Raw genomic sequence first — 21,011 nt, 5'->3', positions numbered from 1 at the left:
GCAATAATCCCGGATTCGCACCACGCGTGCCTGGTCTGAACCGGTCGCCCGACCCCGGGCGCCTGCGTCGATGACCGCGCAGGCGCCAATTCCGCCTCACGAGGGCGAGAGGAGGCGCACCGATCGATTTTCGTCAGAGAAAACCCGAAAGGTTCATCAACATGGACATGTCTGCCGCGGAACAGAAGCGTGCCGCTTCGGCACAAGCCTCCCGCGATCCCTCTTCCTCCTCTGCTTCCCTGCCTGTGCTCAACGGCTCGGAAATCCTCGTGCGCAGCCTTCAGGCCGAAGGCGTCGAGTTCATCTGGGGCTATCCCGGCGGCTCGGTCCTGTACATCTACGACGCGCTGTACAAGCAGGAGTCGATCCAGCACGTTCTGGTCCGCCACGAACAGGCGGCGGTCCATGCGGCCGACGGCTATGCGCGTGCCACCGGCAACGTCGGCGTGGCCCTGGTCACCTCCGGCCCCGGCGTGACCAATGCGGTCACCGGCATCGCCACCGCCTACATGGACTCGATCCCGATGGTGGTGATCACCGGCCAGGTGCCGACCGCCGCGATCGGCCTCGATGCCTTCCAGGAGTGCGACACCGTTGGCATCACCCGCCCGATCGTCAAGCACAACTTCCTGGTCAAGGATGTGCGCGACCTGGCCGTCACGCTGAAGAAGGCCTTCCACATCGCCCGCACCGGTCGCCCGGGTCCGGTCGTCGTCGACATCCCGAAGGACGTGTCGCTGAACACCGCGCCCTTCGAGTATCCCGAGACGATCTCGATGCGCTCGTACAACCCGGTGCGCAAGGGCCACGGCGGGCAGATCCGCAAGGCGGTGTCGCTGCTGCTGCAGGCCAAGCGTCCCTACATCTACACCGGCGGCGGCGTGGTGCTGGGCAATGCCTCGGCCGAGCTGCGCGAGCTGGTCGACCTGCTGGGCTATCCGGTCACCAACACGCTGATGGGCCTGGGCGCGATGCCGGCCACCGACCCGCGCTTCCTGGGCATGCTCGGCATGCACGGCACCTACGAAGCCAACATGACGATGCAGAACTGCGACGTCCTGCTGGCGGTGGGCGCGCGCTTCGACGACCGCGTGATCGGCAACCCGAAGCACTTCGCCTCGGTCGAGCGCAAGATCATCCACGTCGACATCGACCCGTCGTCGATCTCCAAGCGCGTCAAGGTCGACATCCCGATCGTGGGCGACGTCAAGGACGTGCTGCAGGAGCTGATCGCCCAGATCCGCGAGGCCCAGCAGCGCCCGGACGCCAACGCGCTCGGCGCCTGGTGGTCGCAGATCGGCGAGTGGCGCAAGCGCGACTGCCTGAGCTACAAGCTCTCGGACGAGCTGATCAAGCCGCAGCATGTCGTCGAGACGCTGTGGAACCTGACGCGCGGCACCGACAGCTACGTGACCTCGGACGTCGGCCAGCACCAGATGTGGGCGGCGCAGTTCTACCGCTTCGACGAGCCGCGTCGCTGGATCAACTCCGGTGGCCTGGGCACGATGGGCGTGGGCCTGCCCTACGCGATGGGCATCAAGCTGGCCAAGCCGGATGCGGACGTGTTCTGCATCACCGGCGAGGGCTCGATCCAGATGAACATCCAGGAGCTCTCGACCTGCCAGCAGTACCGCACGCCGGTCAAGGTCATCGCGCTCAACAACCGCTACCTCGGCATGGTGCGGCAGTGGCAGGAGCTGATCTATGAAGGCCGCTACGCGCACAGCTACATGGACGCGCTGCCCGACTTCGTGAAGCTGGCCGAGTCCTATGGCCACATCGGCATCAAGATCGAGCGCCCGTCCGAGGTCGAGCCGGCCCTGAAGGAGATCATTCGCCTGAAGGACCGCACCGTCTTCCTCGACGTGCGCACCGATCCGACCGAGAACGTCTGGCCGATGGTCCAGGCGGGCAAGGGCATCACCGAGATGCTGCTGGGCTCGGAAGACCTGTGACCGGTCCGCGACCCGGCCAGGTCCCGCGGGTGACCGCCCGCGGGGCAGGGCGCCGGGAAGCGCCGGTGCAGTCCGCACCCTGCTGACTCCCCCATCCCTTCGTTGACAGGCCCGTGGGACGGGCGACGGCCACACGCCGTCGCGCCGTGGCCCGCAGGCCGGGAGACCCTCACATGAAGCACATCATCGCTCTGCTGCTCGAGAACGAGGCGGGCGCGCTGTCGCGCGTCGTCGGCCTGTTCTCGGCCCGCGGCTACAACATCGAGAGCCTGACGGTCGCGCCGACGGAAGACCCGTCGCTGTCGCGCATGACCATCGTCACCAGCGGCTCCGACGAGGTGATCGAGCAGATCACCAAGCACCTGAACCGCCTGATCGAGGTCGTCAAGGTCGTCGACCTGACCGAGGGCAGCTTCACCGCCCGCGAGCTGATGCTGGTGAAGGTGCGCGCCGTCGGCAAGGAGCGCGACGAGATGATGCGCATGGCCGACATCTTCCGCGGCCGCATCATCGACGTGACCGACAAGACCTACACCATCGAGCTGACCGGCGACTCGTCCAAGCTCGATGCCTTCATCGAGGCGGTGGACCGCACCGCCATCCTCGAGACCGTGCGCACCGGTACCAGCGGGATCGGGCGCGGCGAGCGCATCCTGCGTGTTTGATCCTCCCCGCTACAGACTCAACTACGGAATACGGAAATTTCCATGAAGGTTTACTACGACAAGGATGCCGACCTGTCCCTCATCAAGGGCAAGAACGTCACCATCATCGGCTATGGCTCGCAAGGCCACGCGCATGCCCAGAACCTGAACGACTCGGGCGTGAAGGTCACCGTCGGCCTGCGCAAGGGCGGTGCGTCGTGGGCCAAGGCCGAGAAGGCCGGCCTGAAGGTCGCCGAGATCGCCGATGCGGTGCGTGAGGCCGACGTCGTCATGATCCTGCTGCCGGACGAGCAGATCGCCGCGGTCTACAACGCCGAAGTCGCCCCGAACATGAAGGAAGGCGCCTCGCTGGTGTTCGCGCACGGCTTCAACGTGCACTACGGCCAGGTCGTGCCGCGCGCCGACGTCGATGTGTGGATGGTCGCGCCGAAGGCCCCGGGCCACACCGTGCGCGGCACCTACGTGCAGGGTGGCGGCGTGCCGCACCTGATCGCCGTCTACCAGGACAAGACCGGCCGCGCCCGTGACCTGGCCCTGTCCTACGCCTCGGCCAACGGTGGCGGCAAGGCCGGCATCATCGAGACCAACTTCCGCGAAGAGACCGAGACCGACCTGTTCGGCGAGCAGGCCGTGCTGTGCGGCGGTGCCGTCGAGCTGATCAAGGCCGGCTTCGAGACGCTGGTGGAAGCCGGCTACGCGCCGGAAATGGCCTACTTCGAGTGCCTGCACGAGCTGAAGCTGATCGTGGACCTGATCTACGAAGGCGGCATCGCGAACATGAACTACTCGATCTCGAACAACGCCGAGTACGGCGAGTACGTGACCGGCCCGCGCGTCGTCACCGAGGCGACCAAGGACGCGATGCGCCAGTGCCTGAAGGACATCCAGACCGGCGAATACGCCAAGTCCTTCATCCTGGAGAACAAGGCCGGCGCCCCGACGCTGATCAGCCGCCGTCGCCTGACCGAAGAGCACCAGATCGAGGTCGTCGGCGCCAAGCTGCGCGAGATGATGCCCTGGATCAAGGCCAACAAGCTGGTCGACAAGAGCCGCAACTGATTCACCGGGCGGCTGCGCTGAACCGGTTCGCTGAACGGGGGGCGCAGACAGCTCGCTGATCGGATGCTGATCGCAAGGGGGCTGCACGCAGGTGCAGCCCCCTTGTCGTTTCTTGGTCCATCCTGAAGCGCGGGCGACCGGCGCCAGATGGCGGTCAAATGTAATGATTTGTGTCAGACAATCGGCCGGTCTCCATTTTCCAGATACAGGGAACGGCCGGCATGTCGACATCGGGATCGCCCGACTGGGCTTCTTTCTATTGCTCCGACGAGGTGGTGCGCAGCTACAGCCGCGGGCATGTGCTGCAGCCGCCCGAGCAGGCCATCCTGGCGCAGCTGGGCGATGCGGTCCTGGCGCGCAGCCGGGTGCTTGATCTCGGTGTCGGTGGCGGGCGCACCACGCCGGCGCTGGCCTCGCGCTGCGCCGGCTATGTCGGCGCGGATTTCGCCGAGCCGATGGTCGAAGCCTGCCGCCAGCGCTTCGCCGATCTGATGCAGCGCGGCGACGTGAGCTTCGAGGTGGCCGATGCTCGTGCGCTGCCTTTTGCCGATGCCTGCTTCGATCTGGTGCTGTTCAGCTTCAACGGGCTCGATCTGGTCGGTGGCGGCGAGCAGCGGCGCCAGTCGCTGCGGGAGTGCCGACGCGTGCTGCGCGCTGGCGGGCGCTTCATCTTTTCCTCCCACAACCTGAACTGGCTCGACAGTCGCCGCCATGTGCGCTGGGAGGGATGGCGCGACTATCTGGAGACGCAGCTGTTCTGGAGCCGCATGCGCTGGCTCAACCGTCGGCGTTGGCCGATGCGCCTGCAGGAAGTCGAGCTGGTCGACCCTTACGGCGGCGGCCTGACCACCTACCTGCGCCCGGCCGAAATGTGGCGCCAGTGCCAGGCGGCCGGCTGGGCGAAGGTGCGTGCGCATGGCGTCGACGGCCGCGTGATCGCGCCGGGTGCCGAACTGGATGCGGCCTGCGATCCGTGGATCTACTTCCTCTGCGAGGAGTGATCGCCGCGCCTGGACAGGCGAGGTGTCGCGCTTGGCGATAATCGCGGCATGAACCAAAACCTCTCCCCCGAGCGGGCCGAACCCGACGACGAGCCGGATGAGCCGGTGCTGCAGCGCCCGCGCCGCAAGGGCATCTACATTCTGCCGAACCTGTTCACGCTGGCGGCGCTGTTCGGCGGCTTCTACGCGATCGTGATGGCAATGAACGGCCGCTTCGAGCAGGCCGCGATCGGCGTCTTCTGCGCCATGGTGCTCGACAGCCTGGATGGTCGCGTGGCCCGCATGACCAACACCCAGAGCGCCTTCGGCGAGCAGATGGACAGCCTGTCCGACATGGTCTCCTTCGGTGCGGCGCCGGCGCTGATCATGTACGAGTGGGCGCTCAAGGGCATGGGCAAGCTCGGCTGGATTGCCGCCTTTGTCTACTGCTCGGGCGCTGCGCTGCGCCTGGCGCGCTTCAACACCAACATCGGCGTGGTCGACAAGCGCTATTTCCAGGGGCTGCCGAGCCCGGCTGCTGCCGCGCTGGTCACCGGCCTGATCTGGGTGATGGACGATCTGGGCTTCAAGGGCGTGCGCGACATCGAGTGGCTGACCTGGCTGGCCTTCGCCACCACGCTCTACGCCGGGCTGACGATGGTCACCAACGTGCCCTTCTACAGCTTCAAGGACGTCAACTTCAAGCGCACCGTGCCCTTCATCGTGATCGTGGCGATCGCGCTGGGCATCGCGGTGATCACCTACCACCCGCCGCTGGTGCTGTTCGGCGTCTTTGTCGTCTATGGCCTGTCGGGCTATGTGGTGTATGGGGTGCGCAAGTCGCGCGGCCGCCCGGTCAGTGTCATCGCCACCTCGACCGACGAGCCTGACGAGCGGGGCCTGCATCGCTGAGGCGTGCTATAGTCGACGCATGACTTTCGGCGTTCACACCCTACTGCTGCTTCTAATCGAAGTGCCCCGGGCGCGCTGACCAGTCACACCTGTACATTCCTGTACCCCCTTTCTGGATCGACGGCCCGCATGGCATCACGCTGCGGGCCGTTCTCTTTTGTCGCCCGGTTGTTCCGCCGGGATCCCAGAGCAGCGTCGGTGTACCCACCCTCCTTGGAGACGACCATGAGTGACAAGCTGATCATTTTCGACACCACCTTGCGCGACGGCGAGCAGTCGCCCGGCGCCTCGATGACGCGCGACGAGAAGCTGCGCATCGCGCGCCAGCTCGAGCGCCTGAAGGTCGATGTCATCGAGGCCGGTTTCGCCGCGTCGTCGAACGGCGACTTCGAGGCGGTCAAGGCCATCGCCGACGCCATCAAGGATTCCACCGTCTGCTCGCTGGCCCGCGCCAACGACCGCGACATCTCGCGTGCGGCCGAGGCGCTGCGCGGCGCCAACCGCGCCCGCATCCACACCTTCATCGCCACCAGCGCGCTGCACATGGAGAAGAAGCTGCGCATGACGCCCGAGCAGGTGCTCGAGCAGGCGCGGCTGTCGGTGCGCTTCGCACGCAACCTGTGCGCCGACATCGAGTTCTCGCCCGAGGACGGCTACCGCTCGGACGTCGACTTCCTCTGCCGCGTGCTCGAGGCCGTGATCGACGAGGGCGCCACGACGCTGAACATTCCCGACACCGTCGGCTATGCGATCCCCGAGCTCTACGGCAACTTCATCCGCACGCTGCGCGAGAAGATTCCCAACTCCGACAAGGCGATCTGGTCGGTGCACTGCCACAACGACCTGGGGATGGCGGTGGCCAACTCGCTCGCCGGCGTGAAGATCGGCGGCGCGCGCCAGGTGGAATGCACCATCAACGGCCTGGGCGAGCGTGCCGGCAACTGCTCGCTCGAAGAGGTGGTGATGGCGGTCAAGACCCGCCGCGACTACTTCAACCTCGACCTGGGCATCGATACCTCGCAGATCGTGCCAGCCTCGCGCATGGTGGCGCAGACCACCGGCTTCGTGGTGCAGCCGAACAAGGCCGTCGTCGGCGCCAACGCCTTTGCGCACGCCTCGGGCATCCACCAGGACGGCGTGCTCAAGGCGCGCGACACCTACGAGATCATGCGTGCCGAGGACGTGGGCTGGAGCGCCAACAAGATCGTGCTGGGCAAGCTCTCGGGCCGCAATGCCTTCAAGCAGCGCCTGCAGGACCTGGGCGTCGAGCTCGAGTCCGAGTCCGAGCTCAATGCCGCCTTCGTCAAGTTCAAGGACCTGGCCGATCGCAAGAGCGAGATCTTCGACGAGGACATCATCGCGCTGGTCGGCGACGAGAGCGTCAGCGCCGAGGTCGAGCACTACCGCCTGCTGTCGCTGTCGCAGCACTCCGAGACCGGCGAGCGTCCGGGCGCACGGGTGACCTTCGCCGCTGGCCAGGTCGAGCACCGCGCGGTGGCGCAGGGCAACGGTCCGGTCGACGCGACGCTGAAGGCGATCGAGTCGAAGCTGGAGACGGGCGCTGAAATGCTGCTGTATTCCGTGAACGCCATCACGTCTGGCAGCACCGAATCGCAGGGCGAAGTCACGATTCGGCTTCAACATGGCGGCCGCGTCGTCAATGGGGTCGGCGCCGATCCCGACATCGTCGTGGCCTCTGCCAAGGCCTATCTGTCGGCGCTGAACAAGCTCCACAGCAAGGCCGAGCGGGTGGCTGCCCAGGGCTGACGCAGGGATCGTGCAAACAGGGGGCTTCAACTGAAAATCATCGGCGCATCGCGCCCTTGTGGCGCGGTACATGCTTCGCCTAGACTGATTTCAGGTTCCCTGTCTGCTGTATTCCAGAGGCCCGTCGTGACTTGTTTTGCATTGAAGAAAAGAATCGTTTCGTCGCAGTGCTCGGCGCTGCTGGTGGGGGTGGCCATGCTGCTGTCGGGCCTGGCGGCGGACCCTGCCCAGGCGGCTCGCCGCAAGGACGGCAAGCCGGTCGAGGCTTCGCAGCGTGCCAAGAGCACGAAGAAGGCCGTTGCGCCGGCCCGAGGGCTGGATCAGAAGCGTCAGGCCCGCAAGGGCGTGTCGCGCGCTGCCTTGCGTCGCGGTGCGGTGGCGGGTGCTGCTGCCACCGCGGTGGCGGTGGCGCCGCGCCTGTCCTATGGGCAGGCCAGTGGCCTGCATGAAACCGCCGATCCGCTCGATCTGAAGTCCAGCGTCGCGCTGGTGGTGGACCAGGACACTTCCGAGGTGCTGTTCAGCAAGAATCATCAGGCGGTTCTGCCGATCGCCTCGCTGACCAAGCTGATGACCGCGCTGATCGTGACCGAGGCGCGCCAGCCGCTCGACGAGGCGCTGGTCATCACCCATGAGGACATCGACACCGAGAAGGGCAGCCGTTCGCGGCTGTCGCCCGGCACGGTGCTGACCCGCGGCGAGCTGCTGCATCTGGCCCTGATGTCGTCCGAGAACCGGGCTGCCAATGCGCTGGGGCGCAACTATCCGGGCGGGCTGCCGGCCTTTGCGGCCGCGATGAACCGCAAGGCGGCGGTCCTGGGCATGAGCAGCACCCGCTTCGTCGAGCCGACCGGTCTGTCCAGCAGCAACCAGTCCAGCGCCGCCGATCTGGCCCGGCTGGTCAAGGCGGCCTACCAGCATCCGCTGCTGCGCGAGTTCTCGACTTCGCCGGCGCACGAGGTCGACATCGGCCCCCGCACGCTGCACTACAGCAACACCAACGGCCTGGTCCGCAATCCGGGCTGGGATATCGGCCTGCAGAAGACCGGCTACATCGTCGAGGCGGGGCGCTGCCTGGTGATGCAGGCGCAGATGGCCGGACGCAAGCTGATCATGGTCTTCCTGGATTCCGCGGGCAAGCAGTCGCGACTGGGCGATGCCGAGCGGGTGCGCCGCTGGCTCGAGTCGGGGGCGGCAGTGCGGTCGCCGGGTCAGCCCCTGTCCGTCACCCGCGACAAGGGCTCCCTGTCCTGATCCTCAGCGATCGCTGCGATGGCCGAGCGCGGCCGAGATGGCGCCCGCTGTCTCGCGCAGGCGCTCCGCCCAGGTTTCCTCGAGCCGATCGGCCGGCGCCGAGATCGACAGGCCGGCCACCAGCCGACCCTGGTCGTCATGGATCGCGGCGGCCATGCAGCGCACGCCCAGCTCCAGCTCCTCGTTGTCGCGAGCCATCTCGGTCTGGCGCACCCGCGCCAGCTCGCGTTCGAGGGTCGGCAGGTCGGTGATGCTGTTGCGGGTGTGGCCCGCCAGCCCGGTGCGCGTGGCGTAGCTGCGCACCCGCTGCGGATCGTCATGCGCCAGGAACAGCTTGCCGACCGAGGTCAGATGCAGCGGCGCGCGCCCGCCGATGGCCCGCACCACCTGCATGCCCGAGCGCTCCGAATAGGCCCGCTCGATGTAGACGATCTCGTCGCCCTGGCGCACCGACAGGTTCACCGGCTGATGGGTCAGCTTGTGCAGCTCGCGCATCGGCACCAGAGCGGCATCACGCACGTCCAGGCGCGCCTTGACCAGATTTCCGAGTTCAAGAAGTCGCATTCCGAGCCGATAGCTGCCCGCCTCCGGCCGGTCGACGAAGCGTCCGATGGCCAGATCGTTCAGGATGCGGTGTGCGGTCGAAGGGTGAAGCCCGGTCTGCTCGCTGATCTGCTTCAGCGGCACCGGATCCTGATGCTCGGCGAGAACGTCGAGCAGCATGAACATGCGCTCCATCACCTGGATGGCTGGGGTCTGAAGTGCACTATCCTTTTTTGTCATGTCGCGTCGATTCGGTCTTCCCGGTTTTCCTGCGTATTTTTACATGGCGAAAAGATATCTGGCGATGCAAACGCTCGTTCACGGGCCGTCTCGGGGAATCGGCCTGTCGCTGGCCCGGGCCAGTGCCACGGCGGTTCTGCTGATGTCGTGCATCGTCGGCGCAGTCGCTGGCGAGACGGCGGCAGAGCAAGCAAGCAGCGCGCCACAGGCGAGGAGCGCGTCGGACCCGGCTTCCGCGGCCGCTGCGCCCCAGCGGCGCTGGTTGCCGGCGCCTCGGGTGAACGGTCGCATCATGCCTTCCCAGGTCGGCCTGGTGATCAATGTCGCCGACCCTTATTCGGTCGAGGTCGGTGAGCATTACCGCCAGATCCACCGGCTGGGCGATGATCAGGTGCTGCGCGTCGAGCTGCCTGTTGCCGCGCAGCTGTCGGTGGCGGACTTCGAGCGGCTGCGTGCCAGCATCGGCGACTTCTTCGGCGATCGCATCCAGGCCCTGGCCCTGGCCTGGGTGCGGCCCTTTGCGCTCGAGTGCCAGTCGATCACCGCAGCCCTGACCCTGGGGCGCGACGCGCGGCTGTGCACGGCGACCTGCGCGAAGCAGTCGCTCTCGCCCTATTTCAATTCGCGCAGCAGCATGCCGTGGCGTGACCATGGGCTGCGGCCGTCGATGCTGCTGGCGGCCTCGTCGGTGACGCAGGCGCGGCGCCTGATCGAGCGCGGCCATGCCTCGGTCGGGCGGCTGGCCCCGCGTGGCGGCGTGGTGCCGAACGTGCATTACATGGTCACCGCCGATGCGGCGCGCAATGTGCGTGCATCGCTGTTCCCGCCCGCCGGGCCGCTGCGCTCGCTCGGCATCGAGGTCAAGGTGGAGGAGGGCGTGCTGCCCGCTCCCGGCAGTCCGGATGTGCTGCTGGTGCAGACCGGCATCGCGCGCTTCCAGGGCGCCGAGAGCCTCGACTGGCTGCCCGGCGCGCTGGCCGACCATCTGACCTCCTTCGGTGGCGTGCTCGATCGCAGCGCCGGGCAGAGCACCGTGCTCGACTGGATCGATGCCGGCGCCACTGCCAGTTATGGAACTGTCAGCGAACCCTGCAATCATCCGCAGAAGTTCCCGCATCCGCAGATGCTGCTGCTGCACTACCTGCAGGGCAGCTCCGCGATCGAGGCGTACTGGAAAAGCGTGGCCTGGCCGCGCCAGGGCGTGTTCGTCGGCGATCCGCTGGCGGCGCCCTATGCCCGGATGCGCCCCTGATCGCCGTCCCGTCACCCCACAAAAAGAAGATCGCAGGAGACAAGAACATGACGACCCGGATTTCGTGCAGCCATGCCGCCTTGCTCCAGCCGGGTGCAGGACTGTCCATCCCCGTGACAGGAGTGCATCTTTTTGACCACAGTCATGGCGCCGCAACAAAGAAAACCCTGGGTTCGCGATGCGTGCCCGGTGCTACATTGGCGCCCTGACTCTGTAGGTCCTTCCCGTCCCCTTCTCTGGCAACAGCTAAGGCGGGTCGCGATCCGCCAACCGGTCTAGCCGTGTCGCGGAAGGTTGTCCAACCCATCGGAGCTCCGGGTACCGGGGCGCAAGGTGAGCGAAAATATGATGCAGCAATACAGGTCGAACTCGTACCTCTTCGGCGGCAATGCCCCCTACGTCGAAGAAATGTACGAGGCGTACCTCGACAATCCGGGCTCCGTGCCTGACAACTGGCGCGACTACTTCGACGCGCTGCAGCACGTGCCTGCGGTCGACGGCTCCGACAGCCGCGACGTCGCTCATGCGCCGGTCGTCGAATCCTTCGCGCAGCGCGCCAAGGCCAATGCCTTCGCGCACAAGGCCAGCGAGGCCGACCTGGCGGTCGCCCGCAAGCAGGTCCATGTCCAGTCCCTGATCGCTGCCTACCGCTCGCTGGGCTCGCGCTGGGCCGACCTCGATCCGCTCAAGCGGACCGAGCGTCCGAAGATTCCCGAACTCGAGACGGCGTTCTACGACCTGACCGAGTCCGACATGGACATCACCTTCTCGGCCACGAACACGTACTTCACGAAGGCCGACAGCATGACGCTGCGCGAGATCGTGCAGGCGCTGCGCGAGACCTACTGCAGCACGATCGGCGCGGAGATCATGCACATCACCGAGCCGACCGAGAAGCGGTGGTGGCAGGAGCGCCTGGAGTCGATCCGCAGCAAGCCGTCGTTCTCGGCCGAGAAGAAGAAGGCCATCCTGGAGCGTCTGACCGCCGCCGAAGGCCTGGAGCGCTTCCTGCACACCAAGTACGTCGGCCAGAAGCGCTTCTCGCTCGAAGGCGGCGAGAGCTTCATCGCGGCGATGGACGAGCTGGTGCAGAAGGCCGGCGAGAAGGGTGTCCAGGAAATCGTCATTGGCATGGCCCACCGCGGCCGCCTGAACGTGCTGGTCAACACCCTGGGCAAGATGCCCAAGGACCTGTTCGCCGAGTTCGACCACACTGCGCCGGAAGACCTGCCTGCCGGTGACGTCAAGTATCACCAGGGCTTCAGCTCGGACATCTCGACCGCGGGCGGCCCGGTCCACCTGTCGCTGGCCTTCAACCCGTCGCACCTGGAAATCGTCAACCCGGTGGTCGAGGGCTCGGTGCGTGCCCGCCAGGACCGCCGCGGCGACACTGCCGGTGCCCAGGTGCTGCCGGTGCTGGTGCACGGCGACTCGGCCTTTGGGGGCCAGGGCGTCAACCAGGAAACGCTGATGCTGGCCGCCACCCGCGGCTACTCCACCGGCGGCACGGTCCACCTGATCATCAACAACCAGATCGGCTTCACCACCAGCGACCCGCGTGACCTGCGCTCGACGCTGTACTGCACCGACATCGTCAAGATGATCGAGGCGCCGGTGCTGCACGTGAACGGCGACGATCCGGAAGCGGTGGTGCTGGCCACCCAGCTGGCGCTGGAATACCGGATGACCTTCCGCAAGGACATCGTCATCGACATCGTCTGCTTCCGCAAGCTGGGCCACAACGAGCAGGACACGCCGTCGCTGACCCAGCCGCTGATGTACAAGAAGATCGGCGCGCACCCCGGCACCCGCAAGCTCTACGCCGACAAGCTGGCCGCGCAAGGCCTGGGCGCGACGCTGGGCGACGACATGGTCAAGGCCTATCGCGCCGCGATGGATGCCGGCCGTCACACCGTCGACCCGGTGCTGTCGAACTACAAGAGCAAGTACGCGGTCGACTGGGCGCCCTTCCTGGGCAAGAAGTGGACTGACGCGGCCGACACCGCGCTGCCGCTGACCGAGTGGAAGCGTCTGGCCGAGCGCCTGACCAGCATTCCGGCTTCGGTCAACATGCACCCGCTGGTCAAGAAGGTCTACGACGATCGCGCCGCGATGGGCCGTGGCGAGATCAACGTCGACTGGGGCATGGGCGAGCACATGGCGTTTGCCTCGCTGGTCGCTGCCGGCTATCCGGTGCGTCTGTCGGGCGAGGACTGCGGTCGCGGCACCTTCACCCACCGTCACGCCGTGGTCCATGACCAGAAGCGCGAGAAGTGGGACGAGGGTACCTACATTCCGCTGCAGCATGTCGCCGACGGCCAGGCTACCTTCACCGTCATCGACTCGATCCTGTCGGAAGAGGCGGTGCTGGGCTTCGAGTACGGCTACGCCTCGGCCGAGCCGAACACGCTGACCATCTGGGAAGCCCAGTTCGGCGACTTCGCCAACGGCGCGCAGGTCGTGATCGACCAGTTCATCGCCTCGGGCGAAGTGAAGTGGGGCCGCGTCAACGGCCTGACGCTGATGCTGCCGCACGGCTATGAAGGCCAGGGCCCCGAGCACAGCTCGGCCCGCCTGGAGCGCTTCATGCAGCTGGCCGCCGACACCAACATGCAGATCGTGCAGCCGACCTCGGCCAGCCAGATCTTCCATGTGCTGCGCCGCCAGATGGTGCGCAACCTGCGCAAGCCGCTGATCATCTTCACGCCGAAGTCGCTGCTGCGCAACAAGGACGCCACCTCGCCGCTCGCCGACTTCACCAAGGGCGACTTCCGCACCGTCCTGGGCGAGCAGAAGGCCGACCTGGTGGCCGAGAAGGTCAAGCGCGTCATCGTCTGCTCGGGCAAGGTCTACTACGACCTGGTCAAGAAGCGCGACGAGAAGAAGGCCAACGACGTGGCGATCGTCCGCGTCGAGCAGCTCTATCCCTTCCCGCACCGTGCCTTCGGCAACGAGCTGAAGAAGTACCCGAACGCCACCGACATCGTGTGGTGCCAGGACGAGCCGCAGAACCAGGGCGCCTGGTTCTTCGTGCAGCACTACATCCACGAGAACATGCTGGAAGGCCAGAAGCTCGGCTACGCCGGCCGTCCCGCCTCGGCCTCGCCGGCGGTCGGCTACGCGCACCTGCACCAGGACCAGCAGAAGGCGCTGCTCGACCAGGCCTTCGCCAAGCTCAAGGGCTTCGTGCTGACCAAGTGATCCCTGTCCCGGACGCTTCGCGTGTCCGGCGCCTGCCTGCAAGGCAGGCGCCCGGGACAGGTCGCGGGCGTTGAAACGATCTTCAACAGAATTCCCCACCCATCATGGCCATCGTAGAAGTCAAGGTTCCCCAGCTCTCCGAATCGGTTGCCGAGGCAACCCTGCTGACGTGGAAGAAGAAGCCCGGCGAGGCTGTCGCCATCGACGAGATCCTGATCGAGATCGAGACCGACAAGGTCGTGCTCGAAGTGCCGGCGCCGGCCGCTGGCGTGCTGTCGGCCCTGGTCGTCGGTGACGGCGGCACGGTCGTCAGCGACCAGCTGATCGCGCAGATCGACACCGAAGGCAAGGCGGGCGCTGCTGCCGCTCCGGCTGCTGCGGCGCCGGCCGCCGCTCCGGTGGCTGCCGCCGCCGCGCCGGCCGCCACCGGCGGCTCGAAGGGCGATGTGGCCATGCCGGCCGCCGCCAAGCTGCTGGCCGACAACGGCCTGGCCGTCGGCGATGTCGCCGGCTCCGGCAAGGACGGCCGCGTCACCAAGGGTGACGTGCTGGCCGCCGTCGCCGGTGGCGCCAAGCCGGCCGCCGCGGTGCCGGCTCCGGTCGCCGCGCCGGTGCCCGCTGCCGTGGCCAAGCCGCTGCCGGCCGTGGCCGCGCCGGCCGCGCAGAACCTGGGCGATCGCCCGGAGCAGCGCGTGCCGATGAGCCGCCTGCGTGCCCGCATCGCCGAGCGCCTGATCCAGTCGCAGTCGACCAACGCCATCCTGACGACCTTCAACGAGGTCAACATGGCGCCGGTCATGGACATGCGCAAGAAGTTCCAGGACAAGTTCGAGAAGGAGCACGGCATCAAGCTGGGCTTCATGTCCTTCTTCGTCAAGGCGGCGGTCGCGGCGCTGAAGAAGTACCCGATCCTGAACGCCTCGGTCGACGGCAACGACATCGTCTACCACGGCTACTTCGACATCGGCATCGCGGTCGGTTCGCCGCGCGGCCTGGTAGTGCCGATCATCCGCAACGCCGACCAGATGTCCTTCGCCGACATCGAGAAGAAGATCGCCGAGTTCGGCAAGAAGGCCAAGGACGGCAAGCTGGGTCTGGAAGACCTGTCGGGCGGCACCTTCTCGATCTCCAACGGCGGCACCTTCGGCTCGATGCTGTCGACCCCGATCATCAACCCGCCGCAGTCGGCCATCCTGGGCGTGCACGCCACCAAGGACCGTGCGGTGGTCGAGAACGGTCAGGTCGTGGTGCGCCCGATCAACTACCTGGCGATGTCGTATGACCACCGCATCATCGACGGCCGCGAAGCCGTGCTGGGTCTGGTGACGATGAAGGAAGCGCTGGAAGATCCGGCCCGCCTGCTGTTCGACATCTGATCGACGCCTTCGATCTGATCATCTGACGTGATCTCGAACGCCCCTTCGGGGGCGTTCTGCCAAGCATTCAGGAAATCCAACCATGTCCAAGCAATTCGACGTCGTCGTGATCGGCGCCGGCCCCGGCGGCTACATCGCCGCCATCCGTGCCGCCCAGCTGGGCTTCAGCGTCGCCTGCGTCGACGCGTGGAAGAACGACAAGGGCGGTCCAGCCCCCGGCGGCACCTGCACCAACGTCGGCTGCATCCCGTCGAAGGCGCTGCTGCAGTCGTCCGAGCACTACGAGCACGCGCTGCACCACTTCGGCGACCACGGCATCACCGTCGGTGAGGTCAAGATGGATGTCGCGAAGATGGTCGGCCGCAAGGCCAACGTCGTGAAGCAGAACAACGACGGCATCCTCTACCTGTTCAAGAAGAACAAGGTCAGCTTCTTCCACGGTCTGGCGAGCTTCACCAAGGCGGTCGAAGGCGGCTACGAGCTGGCCGTGGTCGGCGACAAGCCCGAGACACTGACGGCCAAGCAGGTCATCATCGCCACCGGCTCGAACGCCCGCGCGCTGCCTGGCACGCCGTTCGACGAAGAGAAGGTGCTGTCCAACGACGGCGCGCTGCGCATCGGCGCGGTGCCGGCCCGGCTGGGCGTCATCGGCTCGGGCGTGATCGGCCTGGAGATGGGCTCGGTCTGGCGCCGTCTGGGCGCCGAGGTCACCATCCTCGAAGCCATGCCCACCTTCCTGGGCGCGGCCGACGAGGCGGTGGCCAAGGAAGCGCTCAAGTGCTTCACCAAGCAGGGCCTGAAGTTCGAGTTCGGCGTCAAGGTCGGCGAGATCCAGACCGCCGGCGAGGGCGTCTCGATCGCCTACACCAACGCCAAGGGCGAGGCACAGACGCTGGCCGTCGACAAGCTGATCATCTCGATCGGCCGCACCGCCAACACCAACGGCCTGAACGCCGAGGCCGTCGGCCTGAAGCTCGACGAGCGCGGCGCCATCGTCGTCGACGACGAGTGCCGGACCAACCTGCCGGGCGTGTGGGCGGTCGGCGACGTGGTGCGCGGCCCGATGCTGGCGCACAAGGCCGAGGAAGAGGGCGTGGCGGTCGCCGAGCGCATTGCCGGCCAGCACGGCCATGTCGACTTCGCGCTGGTGCCGTGGGTCATCTACACCTCGCCCGAGATCGCCTGGGTCGGTCGCACCGAGCAGCAGCTCAAGGCCGACGGCGTCGCCTACAAGGCCGGCCAGTTCCCCTTCCTGGCCAACGGCCGCGCCCGCGCGCTGGGTGACACCACCGGTTTCGTCAAGTTCCTGGCCGATGCCAAGACCGACGAGATCCTGGGCGTGCACATCGTCGGTCCGTTCGCCAGCGAGCTGATCGCCGAGGCCTGCGTGGCCATGGCCTTCAAGGCCAGCGCCGAGGACATCGCGCGCATCTGCCACGCCCACCCGTCGCTCAGCGAGAGCACCAAGGAAGCGGCCCTGGCCGTGGACAAGCGCACGCTGAACTTCTGAGCGACCCGATCGCGGCCCCCACGGGCCGTGAGACCCTGAAGGGGCGGCGCAGGCCGCCCCTTTGTCCTTGCCGCGGCCCTTGCTTCTGCCCTTGCACCCATGAGCACCGTCACCGAGATCTATCACCAGACCCTCGCCGAGCGCGGCTACCAGGCCGATCCGGCCCAGCTGCGCGCCGTGGCGGCGCTGCAGCGCTGCCAGGACGAGTGGATCGCCTACAAGGCCCGGCGCAGCAATGCGATCACCAAGATGCTGGTACGTCCGCCCCTGCCGCGCGGCGTCTACATGTACGGCGGGGTGGGGCGGGGCAAGAGCTTCCTGATGGACAGCTTCTTCCAGGCGGTGCCGCTGCAGCGCAAGACCCGGCTGCATTTCCACGAGTTCATGCGCGAGGTGCACCGCGAGCTGCAGGACCTCAAGGGCATCCAGAACCCGCTCGACGAGCTGGGCAAACGCATCGCGCGGCGCTTCCGGCTGATCTGCTTCGACGAGTTCCATGTCGCCGACGTCACCGACGCGATGATCCTGCACCGGCTGCTCGACGCGATGTACGCCAACCGCGTCTCGATCATCACCACGTCGAACTTCCACCCCGACGAGCTCTATCCCAACGGCCTGCACCGCGATCGCATCCTGCCGGCGATCGAGCTGCTCAAGGCCAAGCTGGAGGTCATCAACGTCGACAACGGCACCGATTACCGCCGCCGCACGCTGCAGCATGTCCAGCTCTACCACACGCCGCTGGGCGCGCAGGCCGATGCCGAGATGACGAAGGCCTTCGAGGAGCTGGCCGAGGTGAAGGACGAGGACCCGGTGCTGCGCATCGAGAACCGCGAGATCCACGCGCGGCGCAAGGCCGGTGGCGTGGCCTGGTTCGACTTCAAGCAGCTCTGCGGCGGTCCGCGCTCGCAGAACGACTATCTGGAGCTGGCCAGCCAGTTCCACACGCTGCTGCTGTCGAACGTGCCGATGATGCCGCCGAAGCTGGCCTCCGAGGCGCGGCGCTTCACCTGGCTGGTGGACGTGCTCTACGACCGGCGCGTCAAGCTGGTGATGTCGGCCGAGGTGCCGGCCGAGCAGCTCTACACCGAAGGGCCGCTGTCGCACGAATTCCCGCGCACCGTCTCGCGTCTGAACGAGATGCAGTCGGAGGAGTTCCTGGCGCTGGAGCGGCGCGACGTGGACACCTCGCTGACCTGAGTCTTCGGCGCCGCAGTGCAGCGCCGGCTTGTCACTCGATCGGGTCCAGGCGCAGCAGCGCCAGCGACAGGTTGTCGCCGCCGCCGCGGGCGCGCTGGCGCGCCTTGCTGATCAGCATCTTGCTGGCGTCGCGGGGCTTGAGCGCATGCACGATGGTGCCGAGCTCGCGCGAGGTGAAGTAGTGCCACAGCCCGTCGCTGCAGACCAGGATCGAGTCGCCGATCTCGAGCCGGTCATGGCGGGCCAGCGTGATCGGCGGATCCTCGTCGGCGCCGAGGCAGCCGGTCAGCAGGTGCGAGTGCGGGTGGTCGTTGGCCTCGTCCTCGGTGATCTCGCCTTCCTCGACCAGGCGCTGCACCAGCGAGTGGTCGAAGGTGCGCGACATCATGTTGGAGGCCCGGAACACATAGACCCGCGAGTCGCCCGCATGAATGATGTGGCACTGCCGGTCGGGTAGGATCAGCGCGGCGGCGATCGTGCTGTGCGGCTCCTGCTCGGAGGTGATCGCGGTCAGTCGGATCATCTGGTGCGATTCGAGCACGATGCGCCGCAGCAGCTCGGCGGCCGGCTCGCGGCTGGGCACGAAGCGCTCGAAGAGCTGGCGTGCGATCAGCAGCACCTGGTCGGCCGCCTTGCGGCCGCCGCTCTTGCCGCCCATGCCGTCGGCCAGCACCGCCAGCAGGCAGCCTGCCACGCGGGGGTGGGAGAATATCTCCACCTGATCCTGTTGATAAAGCCGGTCGCCGCGGTCGATGCCTGTCGCCGCTGCGAGCCGATAGCCAGGGGAGTCGGGAGTCATGTCAAAAACTATAATCGTTTCTCGCAATTTTCCCCTGTTGATGATGCACGCGGATGAACGATAACCTGCATTCTCCGCAGCGCCGGCTGATCGAACTGCGCATCGAACATGCTGATCTCGACAGCCTGATCGACGGGATCGTGCACCGGGTGCCGATCGACGAGCTGATGCTGCGCCGGTTGAAGAAGCGCCGGCTGGCCCTGCGCGACATGATCGCCCGCCTCGAGCGCATGCTCGATCCCCCCGAGCCTGCCTGAGCGACTGCCTGATCGATTGCATGAGCGAACCCTTTTCCGACGATGCCTTCGCGCTGCGCGCCGAGGTGGCGCGGGCCTTTGCCGAGGACGGCGATCTGGCCCGGCTGGATCCGCGCTTTCGGCCGCGCCCGGGTCAGACCCGCCTGGCCGACGCGGTGGCGCAGGCGCTGGACTCGCGCGACGTGCTGGTGGCCGAGGCCGGCACCGGCGTCGGCAAGACCTACGCCTACCTGGTGCCGCTGCTGCTGTCGGGCCTGCGCGCGATGGTCAGCACCGCGACCAAGGGCCTGCAGGACCAGCTCTTCCTGCGCGATCTGCCGCGGCTGGCGCGACTTTTCGGCCTGCCGGTGCAGGTGGCGCTGCTCAAGGGGCGCGCGTCCTATCTCTGCCTGCACCGCCTGACGCTGGCGCGCCAGGCGCCCGAGCCGCTCGATGTGTTCGCGCTGCGCCAGCTGGCCCGCATCGAGGTCTGGGCGCAGGGCACGCGCAGCGGCGATCTGGCCGAGGTCGAGGGGCTGGACGAGCGCTCGGCGGTCATCCCGCTGGTGAGCTCGACGCGCGACAACTGCCTGGGGGCGGATTGCCCGTCCTGGCGGCAATGTCATGTGGTGCAGGCCCGGCGCGAGGCGATGCAGGCCGACATCGTCGTCGTCAATCATCACCTGTTCTTCGCCGATCTGACGCTGCGCGACACCGGCATGGCCGAGCTGCTGCCCAGCGTCGATGCGGTGGTCTTCGACGAGGCGCATCAGCTCAACGAGGCGGGTGTGCAGTTCCTCGGGCGCACGCTGGCGAGCGCGCAGCTGATGGACTTCGGGCGCGATCTGCTGGCGGCCGGGCTGACGCAGGCGCGCGGCTTCGGGCCGTGGCAGGAGCTGGCGGCGCGCTGCGAGCTGGCCGCACGCGAGCTGCGGCTGGCCTGCGCCGGGCCGGGGCGCGCCAGCGTGCGGCTGCGCTGGGAGGAGCGCGCCGGCCAGGCGCCCTTCGACGAGGCGCTGGAGCGGGTCGCGCGGGTCGCGGCCGAGGCGGCCGATCACCTGGAGGCGGTCGAGGCGGCCGGACCCGACCTGCAGCGCCTGCTCGAGCGCGCCCGCTCGCTGCTGTCGCGCGCCGAGGCCTTCGGCGCCGAGCTCGAGCCGGGGCGGGTGCGCTGGATCGATGCCGGCGCGCATCAGGCCCGGCTGACCGAGTCGCCGCTGGACGTGCGCGAGACGCTGCGTGCGCAGGTCGAGTCCGGTCGCCGGGCCTGGATCTTCACCTCGGCCACGCTGGGCGACGAGCCGAGCCTGGCCTGGTTCACCCGCCGCGCCGGGCTGGACGAGGCCCGCACGCTGCAGGTCGTCAGCCCCTTCGACTATGCCGGGCGGGCACGGCTGCTGGTGCCGCGGCCGTTTCCGCGGCCGGCCGAGCCACAGCATCCGGACGAGGTGGCGGCGCTGGCCGGGCGCTGCGCGCGTGCGCTGGGCGGGCGCACCTTCGTGCTGACGACGACGCTGCGGGCGCTGCAGCGCATCGGCGAGCGCCTGCGGGCGCTGCTGCGGCCTGGCGGCATCGAGGTGCTGATCCAGGGCGAGGGCCCGAAGCGTGCGCTGCTGTCGCGTTTTCTCGAGCGGCCGCGTGCGGTGCTGGTGGGCTCGCACAGCTTCTGGGAGGGCATCGACGTGCCGGGCGATGCGCTGCAGTGCGTCGTCATCGACAAGCTGCCCTTCCCGCCGCCGGGCGACCCGCTGGCCGAGGCGCGCAGCCGCGCGATCGAGGCCGAGGGCGGCAGTGCCTTCAACGATCTTTTTGTGCCGGAAACCGCGATCGCGCTGAAGCAGGGTGCCGGGCGGCTGATCCGCAGCGAGAGCGACCGCGGCCTGCTGGTGATCTGCGACACCCGGCTGGTGCAGATGGGCTACGGCCGGCGGCTGCTGGCGGCGCTGCCGCCGATGCGGCCGGTGGCCGACGAGGCCGAGGCGCTGGCCTGGCTGGCGCAGCTGGGTGAGCCTTCGGCCCCGGCTTCGCCGCCGGAGCCGGTCTGAGCCCGAGAGGGGCTGCG

General features: G+C 67.5%; 17 protein-coding genes. 14 read left to right on the top strand and 3 right to left on the bottom strand.

Annotated elements, in window-relative coordinates:
• Window positions 1-161: 161 nt before the first annotated feature.
• From BW996_RS13685 to BW996_RS13660, 6 genes are all read left to right on the top strand, one after another.
• Window positions 162-1,955 (top strand): acetolactate synthase 3 catalytic subunit, encoded by a 1,794-nt coding sequence (locus BW996_RS13685; RefSeq protein WP_037481323.1) that lies wholly within the window; start codon window positions 162-164, stop codon window positions 1,953-1,955.
• Between the two features lie 173 nt (window positions 1,956-2,128).
• Window positions 2,129-2,620: an acetolactate synthase small subunit gene (gene ilvN / locus BW996_RS13680; protein ID WP_037481326.1), complete on the top strand. Its 492-nt coding sequence runs from the start codon at window positions 2,129-2,131 to the stop codon at window positions 2,618-2,620.
• Between the two features lie 42 nt (window positions 2,621-2,662).
• On the top strand, window positions 2,663-3,679 hold the full coding sequence (gene ilvC / locus BW996_RS13675) for a ketol-acid reductoisomerase (protein WP_037481329.1): 1,017 nt from the start codon (window positions 2,663-2,665) through the stop codon (window positions 3,677-3,679).
• A 221-nt stretch (window positions 3,680-3,900) separates the two neighbouring features.
• Window positions 3,901-4,680 carry a class I SAM-dependent methyltransferase gene (locus BW996_RS13670; RefSeq protein WP_051631878.1) on the top strand — a complete coding sequence of 260 codons (780 nt, stop codon included), beginning with the start codon at window positions 3,901-3,903 and terminating at the stop codon, window positions 4,678-4,680.
• 48 nt (window positions 4,681-4,728) lie between these two features.
• Complete coding sequence (pssA, locus tag BW996_RS13665; RefSeq protein WP_037481332.1) at window positions 4,729-5,571, top strand: CDP-diacylglycerol--serine O-phosphatidyltransferase; 843 nt, start codon at window positions 4,729-4,731, stop codon at window positions 5,569-5,571.
• A gap of 225 nt (window positions 5,572-5,796) precedes the next feature.
• Window positions 5,797-7,338, top strand: coding sequence for a 2-isopropylmalate synthase (locus tag BW996_RS13660; protein WP_037481334.1), 1,542 nt, complete (start codon window positions 5,797-5,799; stop codon window positions 7,336-7,338).
• Between the two features lie 26 nt (window positions 7,339-7,364).
• On the opposite strand, the gene BW996_RS21740 is transcribed toward BW996_RS13660, so the two are convergent.
• Entirely contained in the window at window positions 7,365-7,535 is a 171-nt protein-coding gene (locus BW996_RS21740; RefSeq protein WP_156027837.1) for a hypothetical protein, read from the bottom strand.
• Here BW996_RS21740 and pbpG point away from each other — a divergent pair.
• Window positions 7,534-8,592 carry a D-alanyl-D-alanine endopeptidase gene (pbpG, locus tag BW996_RS13655; protein WP_081838087.1) on the top strand — a complete coding sequence of 353 codons (1,059 nt, stop codon included), beginning with the start codon at window positions 7,534-7,536 and terminating at the stop codon, window positions 8,590-8,592. The two genes, BW996_RS21740 and pbpG, sit on opposite strands and share 2 nt — an antisense overlap.
• A 3-nt stretch (window positions 8,593-8,595) precedes the next feature.
• Here the strand turns inward: pbpG and BW996_RS13650 are convergent, their stop codons facing one another.
• Complete coding sequence (locus tag BW996_RS13650) at window positions 8,596-9,375, bottom strand: IclR family transcriptional regulator (RefSeq protein ID WP_037481337.1); 780 nt, start codon at window positions 9,373-9,375, stop codon at window positions 8,596-8,598.
• A gap of 292 nt (window positions 9,376-9,667) precedes the next feature.
• On the opposite strand from BW996_RS13650, the gene BW996_RS13645 reads away from it, so the two are divergent.
• The 5 genes from BW996_RS13645 to zapE all read left to right on the top strand — a co-directional run bounded on the left by BW996_RS13645 (window position 9,668) and on the right by zapE (window position 17,914).
• Window positions 9,668-10,627: a TIGR03790 family protein gene (locus tag BW996_RS13645; protein ID WP_051631884.1), complete on the top strand. Its 960-nt coding sequence runs from the start codon at window positions 9,668-9,670 to the stop codon at window positions 10,625-10,627.
• A gap of 345 nt (window positions 10,628-10,972) precedes the next feature.
• Window positions 10,973-13,828 carry a 2-oxoglutarate dehydrogenase E1 component gene (locus tag BW996_RS13640; protein ID WP_037481343.1) on the top strand — a complete coding sequence of 952 codons (2,856 nt, stop codon included), beginning with the start codon at window positions 10,973-10,975 and terminating at the stop codon, window positions 13,826-13,828.
• Between the two features lie 104 nt (window positions 13,829-13,932).
• Window positions 13,933-15,204 (top strand): 2-oxoglutarate dehydrogenase complex dihydrolipoyllysine-residue succinyltransferase, encoded by a 1,272-nt coding sequence (gene odhB, locus BW996_RS13635; RefSeq protein ID WP_037481346.1) that lies wholly within the window; start codon window positions 13,933-13,935, stop codon window positions 15,202-15,204.
• A gap of 82 nt (window positions 15,205-15,286) precedes the next feature.
• Window positions 15,287-16,714, top strand: a complete 1,428-nt coding sequence (gene lpdA / locus BW996_RS13630; protein ID WP_037481349.1) for a dihydrolipoyl dehydrogenase — start codon at window positions 15,287-15,289, stop codon at window positions 16,712-16,714.
• Between the two features lie 99 nt (window positions 16,715-16,813).
• Window positions 16,814-17,914, top strand: coding sequence for a cell division protein ZapE (gene zapE / locus BW996_RS13625; RefSeq protein WP_037481351.1), 1,101 nt, complete (start codon window positions 16,814-16,816; stop codon window positions 17,912-17,914).
• Window positions 17,915-17,945: 31 nt separating this feature from the next.
• On the opposite strand, the gene BW996_RS13620 is transcribed toward zapE, so the two are convergent.
• Window positions 17,946-18,713 (bottom strand): PP2C family protein-serine/threonine phosphatase, encoded by a 768-nt coding sequence (locus BW996_RS13620; protein WP_037481353.1) that lies wholly within the window; start codon window positions 18,711-18,713, stop codon window positions 17,946-17,948.
• Window positions 18,714-18,766: 53 nt separating this feature from the next.
• On the opposite strand from BW996_RS13620, the gene BW996_RS13615 reads away from it, so the two are divergent.
• Together BW996_RS13615 and yoaA are read left to right on the top strand one after the other, a co-directional pair.
• Window positions 18,767-18,970 carry a YdcH family protein gene (locus BW996_RS13615; RefSeq protein WP_037481356.1) on the top strand — a complete coding sequence of 68 codons (204 nt, stop codon included), beginning with the start codon at window positions 18,767-18,769 and terminating at the stop codon, window positions 18,968-18,970.
• 20 nt (window positions 18,971-18,990) lie between these two features.
• Window positions 18,991-20,994: a DNA repair helicase YoaA gene (gene yoaA, locus BW996_RS13610; protein WP_037481359.1), complete on the top strand. Its 2,004-nt coding sequence runs from the start codon at window positions 18,991-18,993 to the stop codon at window positions 20,992-20,994.
• The last annotated feature ends 17 nt before the right edge of the window (window positions 20,995-21,011 follow it).

Origin of the sequence: Sphaerotilus natans (assembly GCF_900156335.1) — a bacterium.
GTDB lineage: Bacteria > Pseudomonadota > Gammaproteobacteria > Burkholderiales > Burkholderiaceae_C > Sphaerotilus > Sphaerotilus natans.
This window is presented reverse-complemented; position numbering and strand designations above follow the sequence as displayed.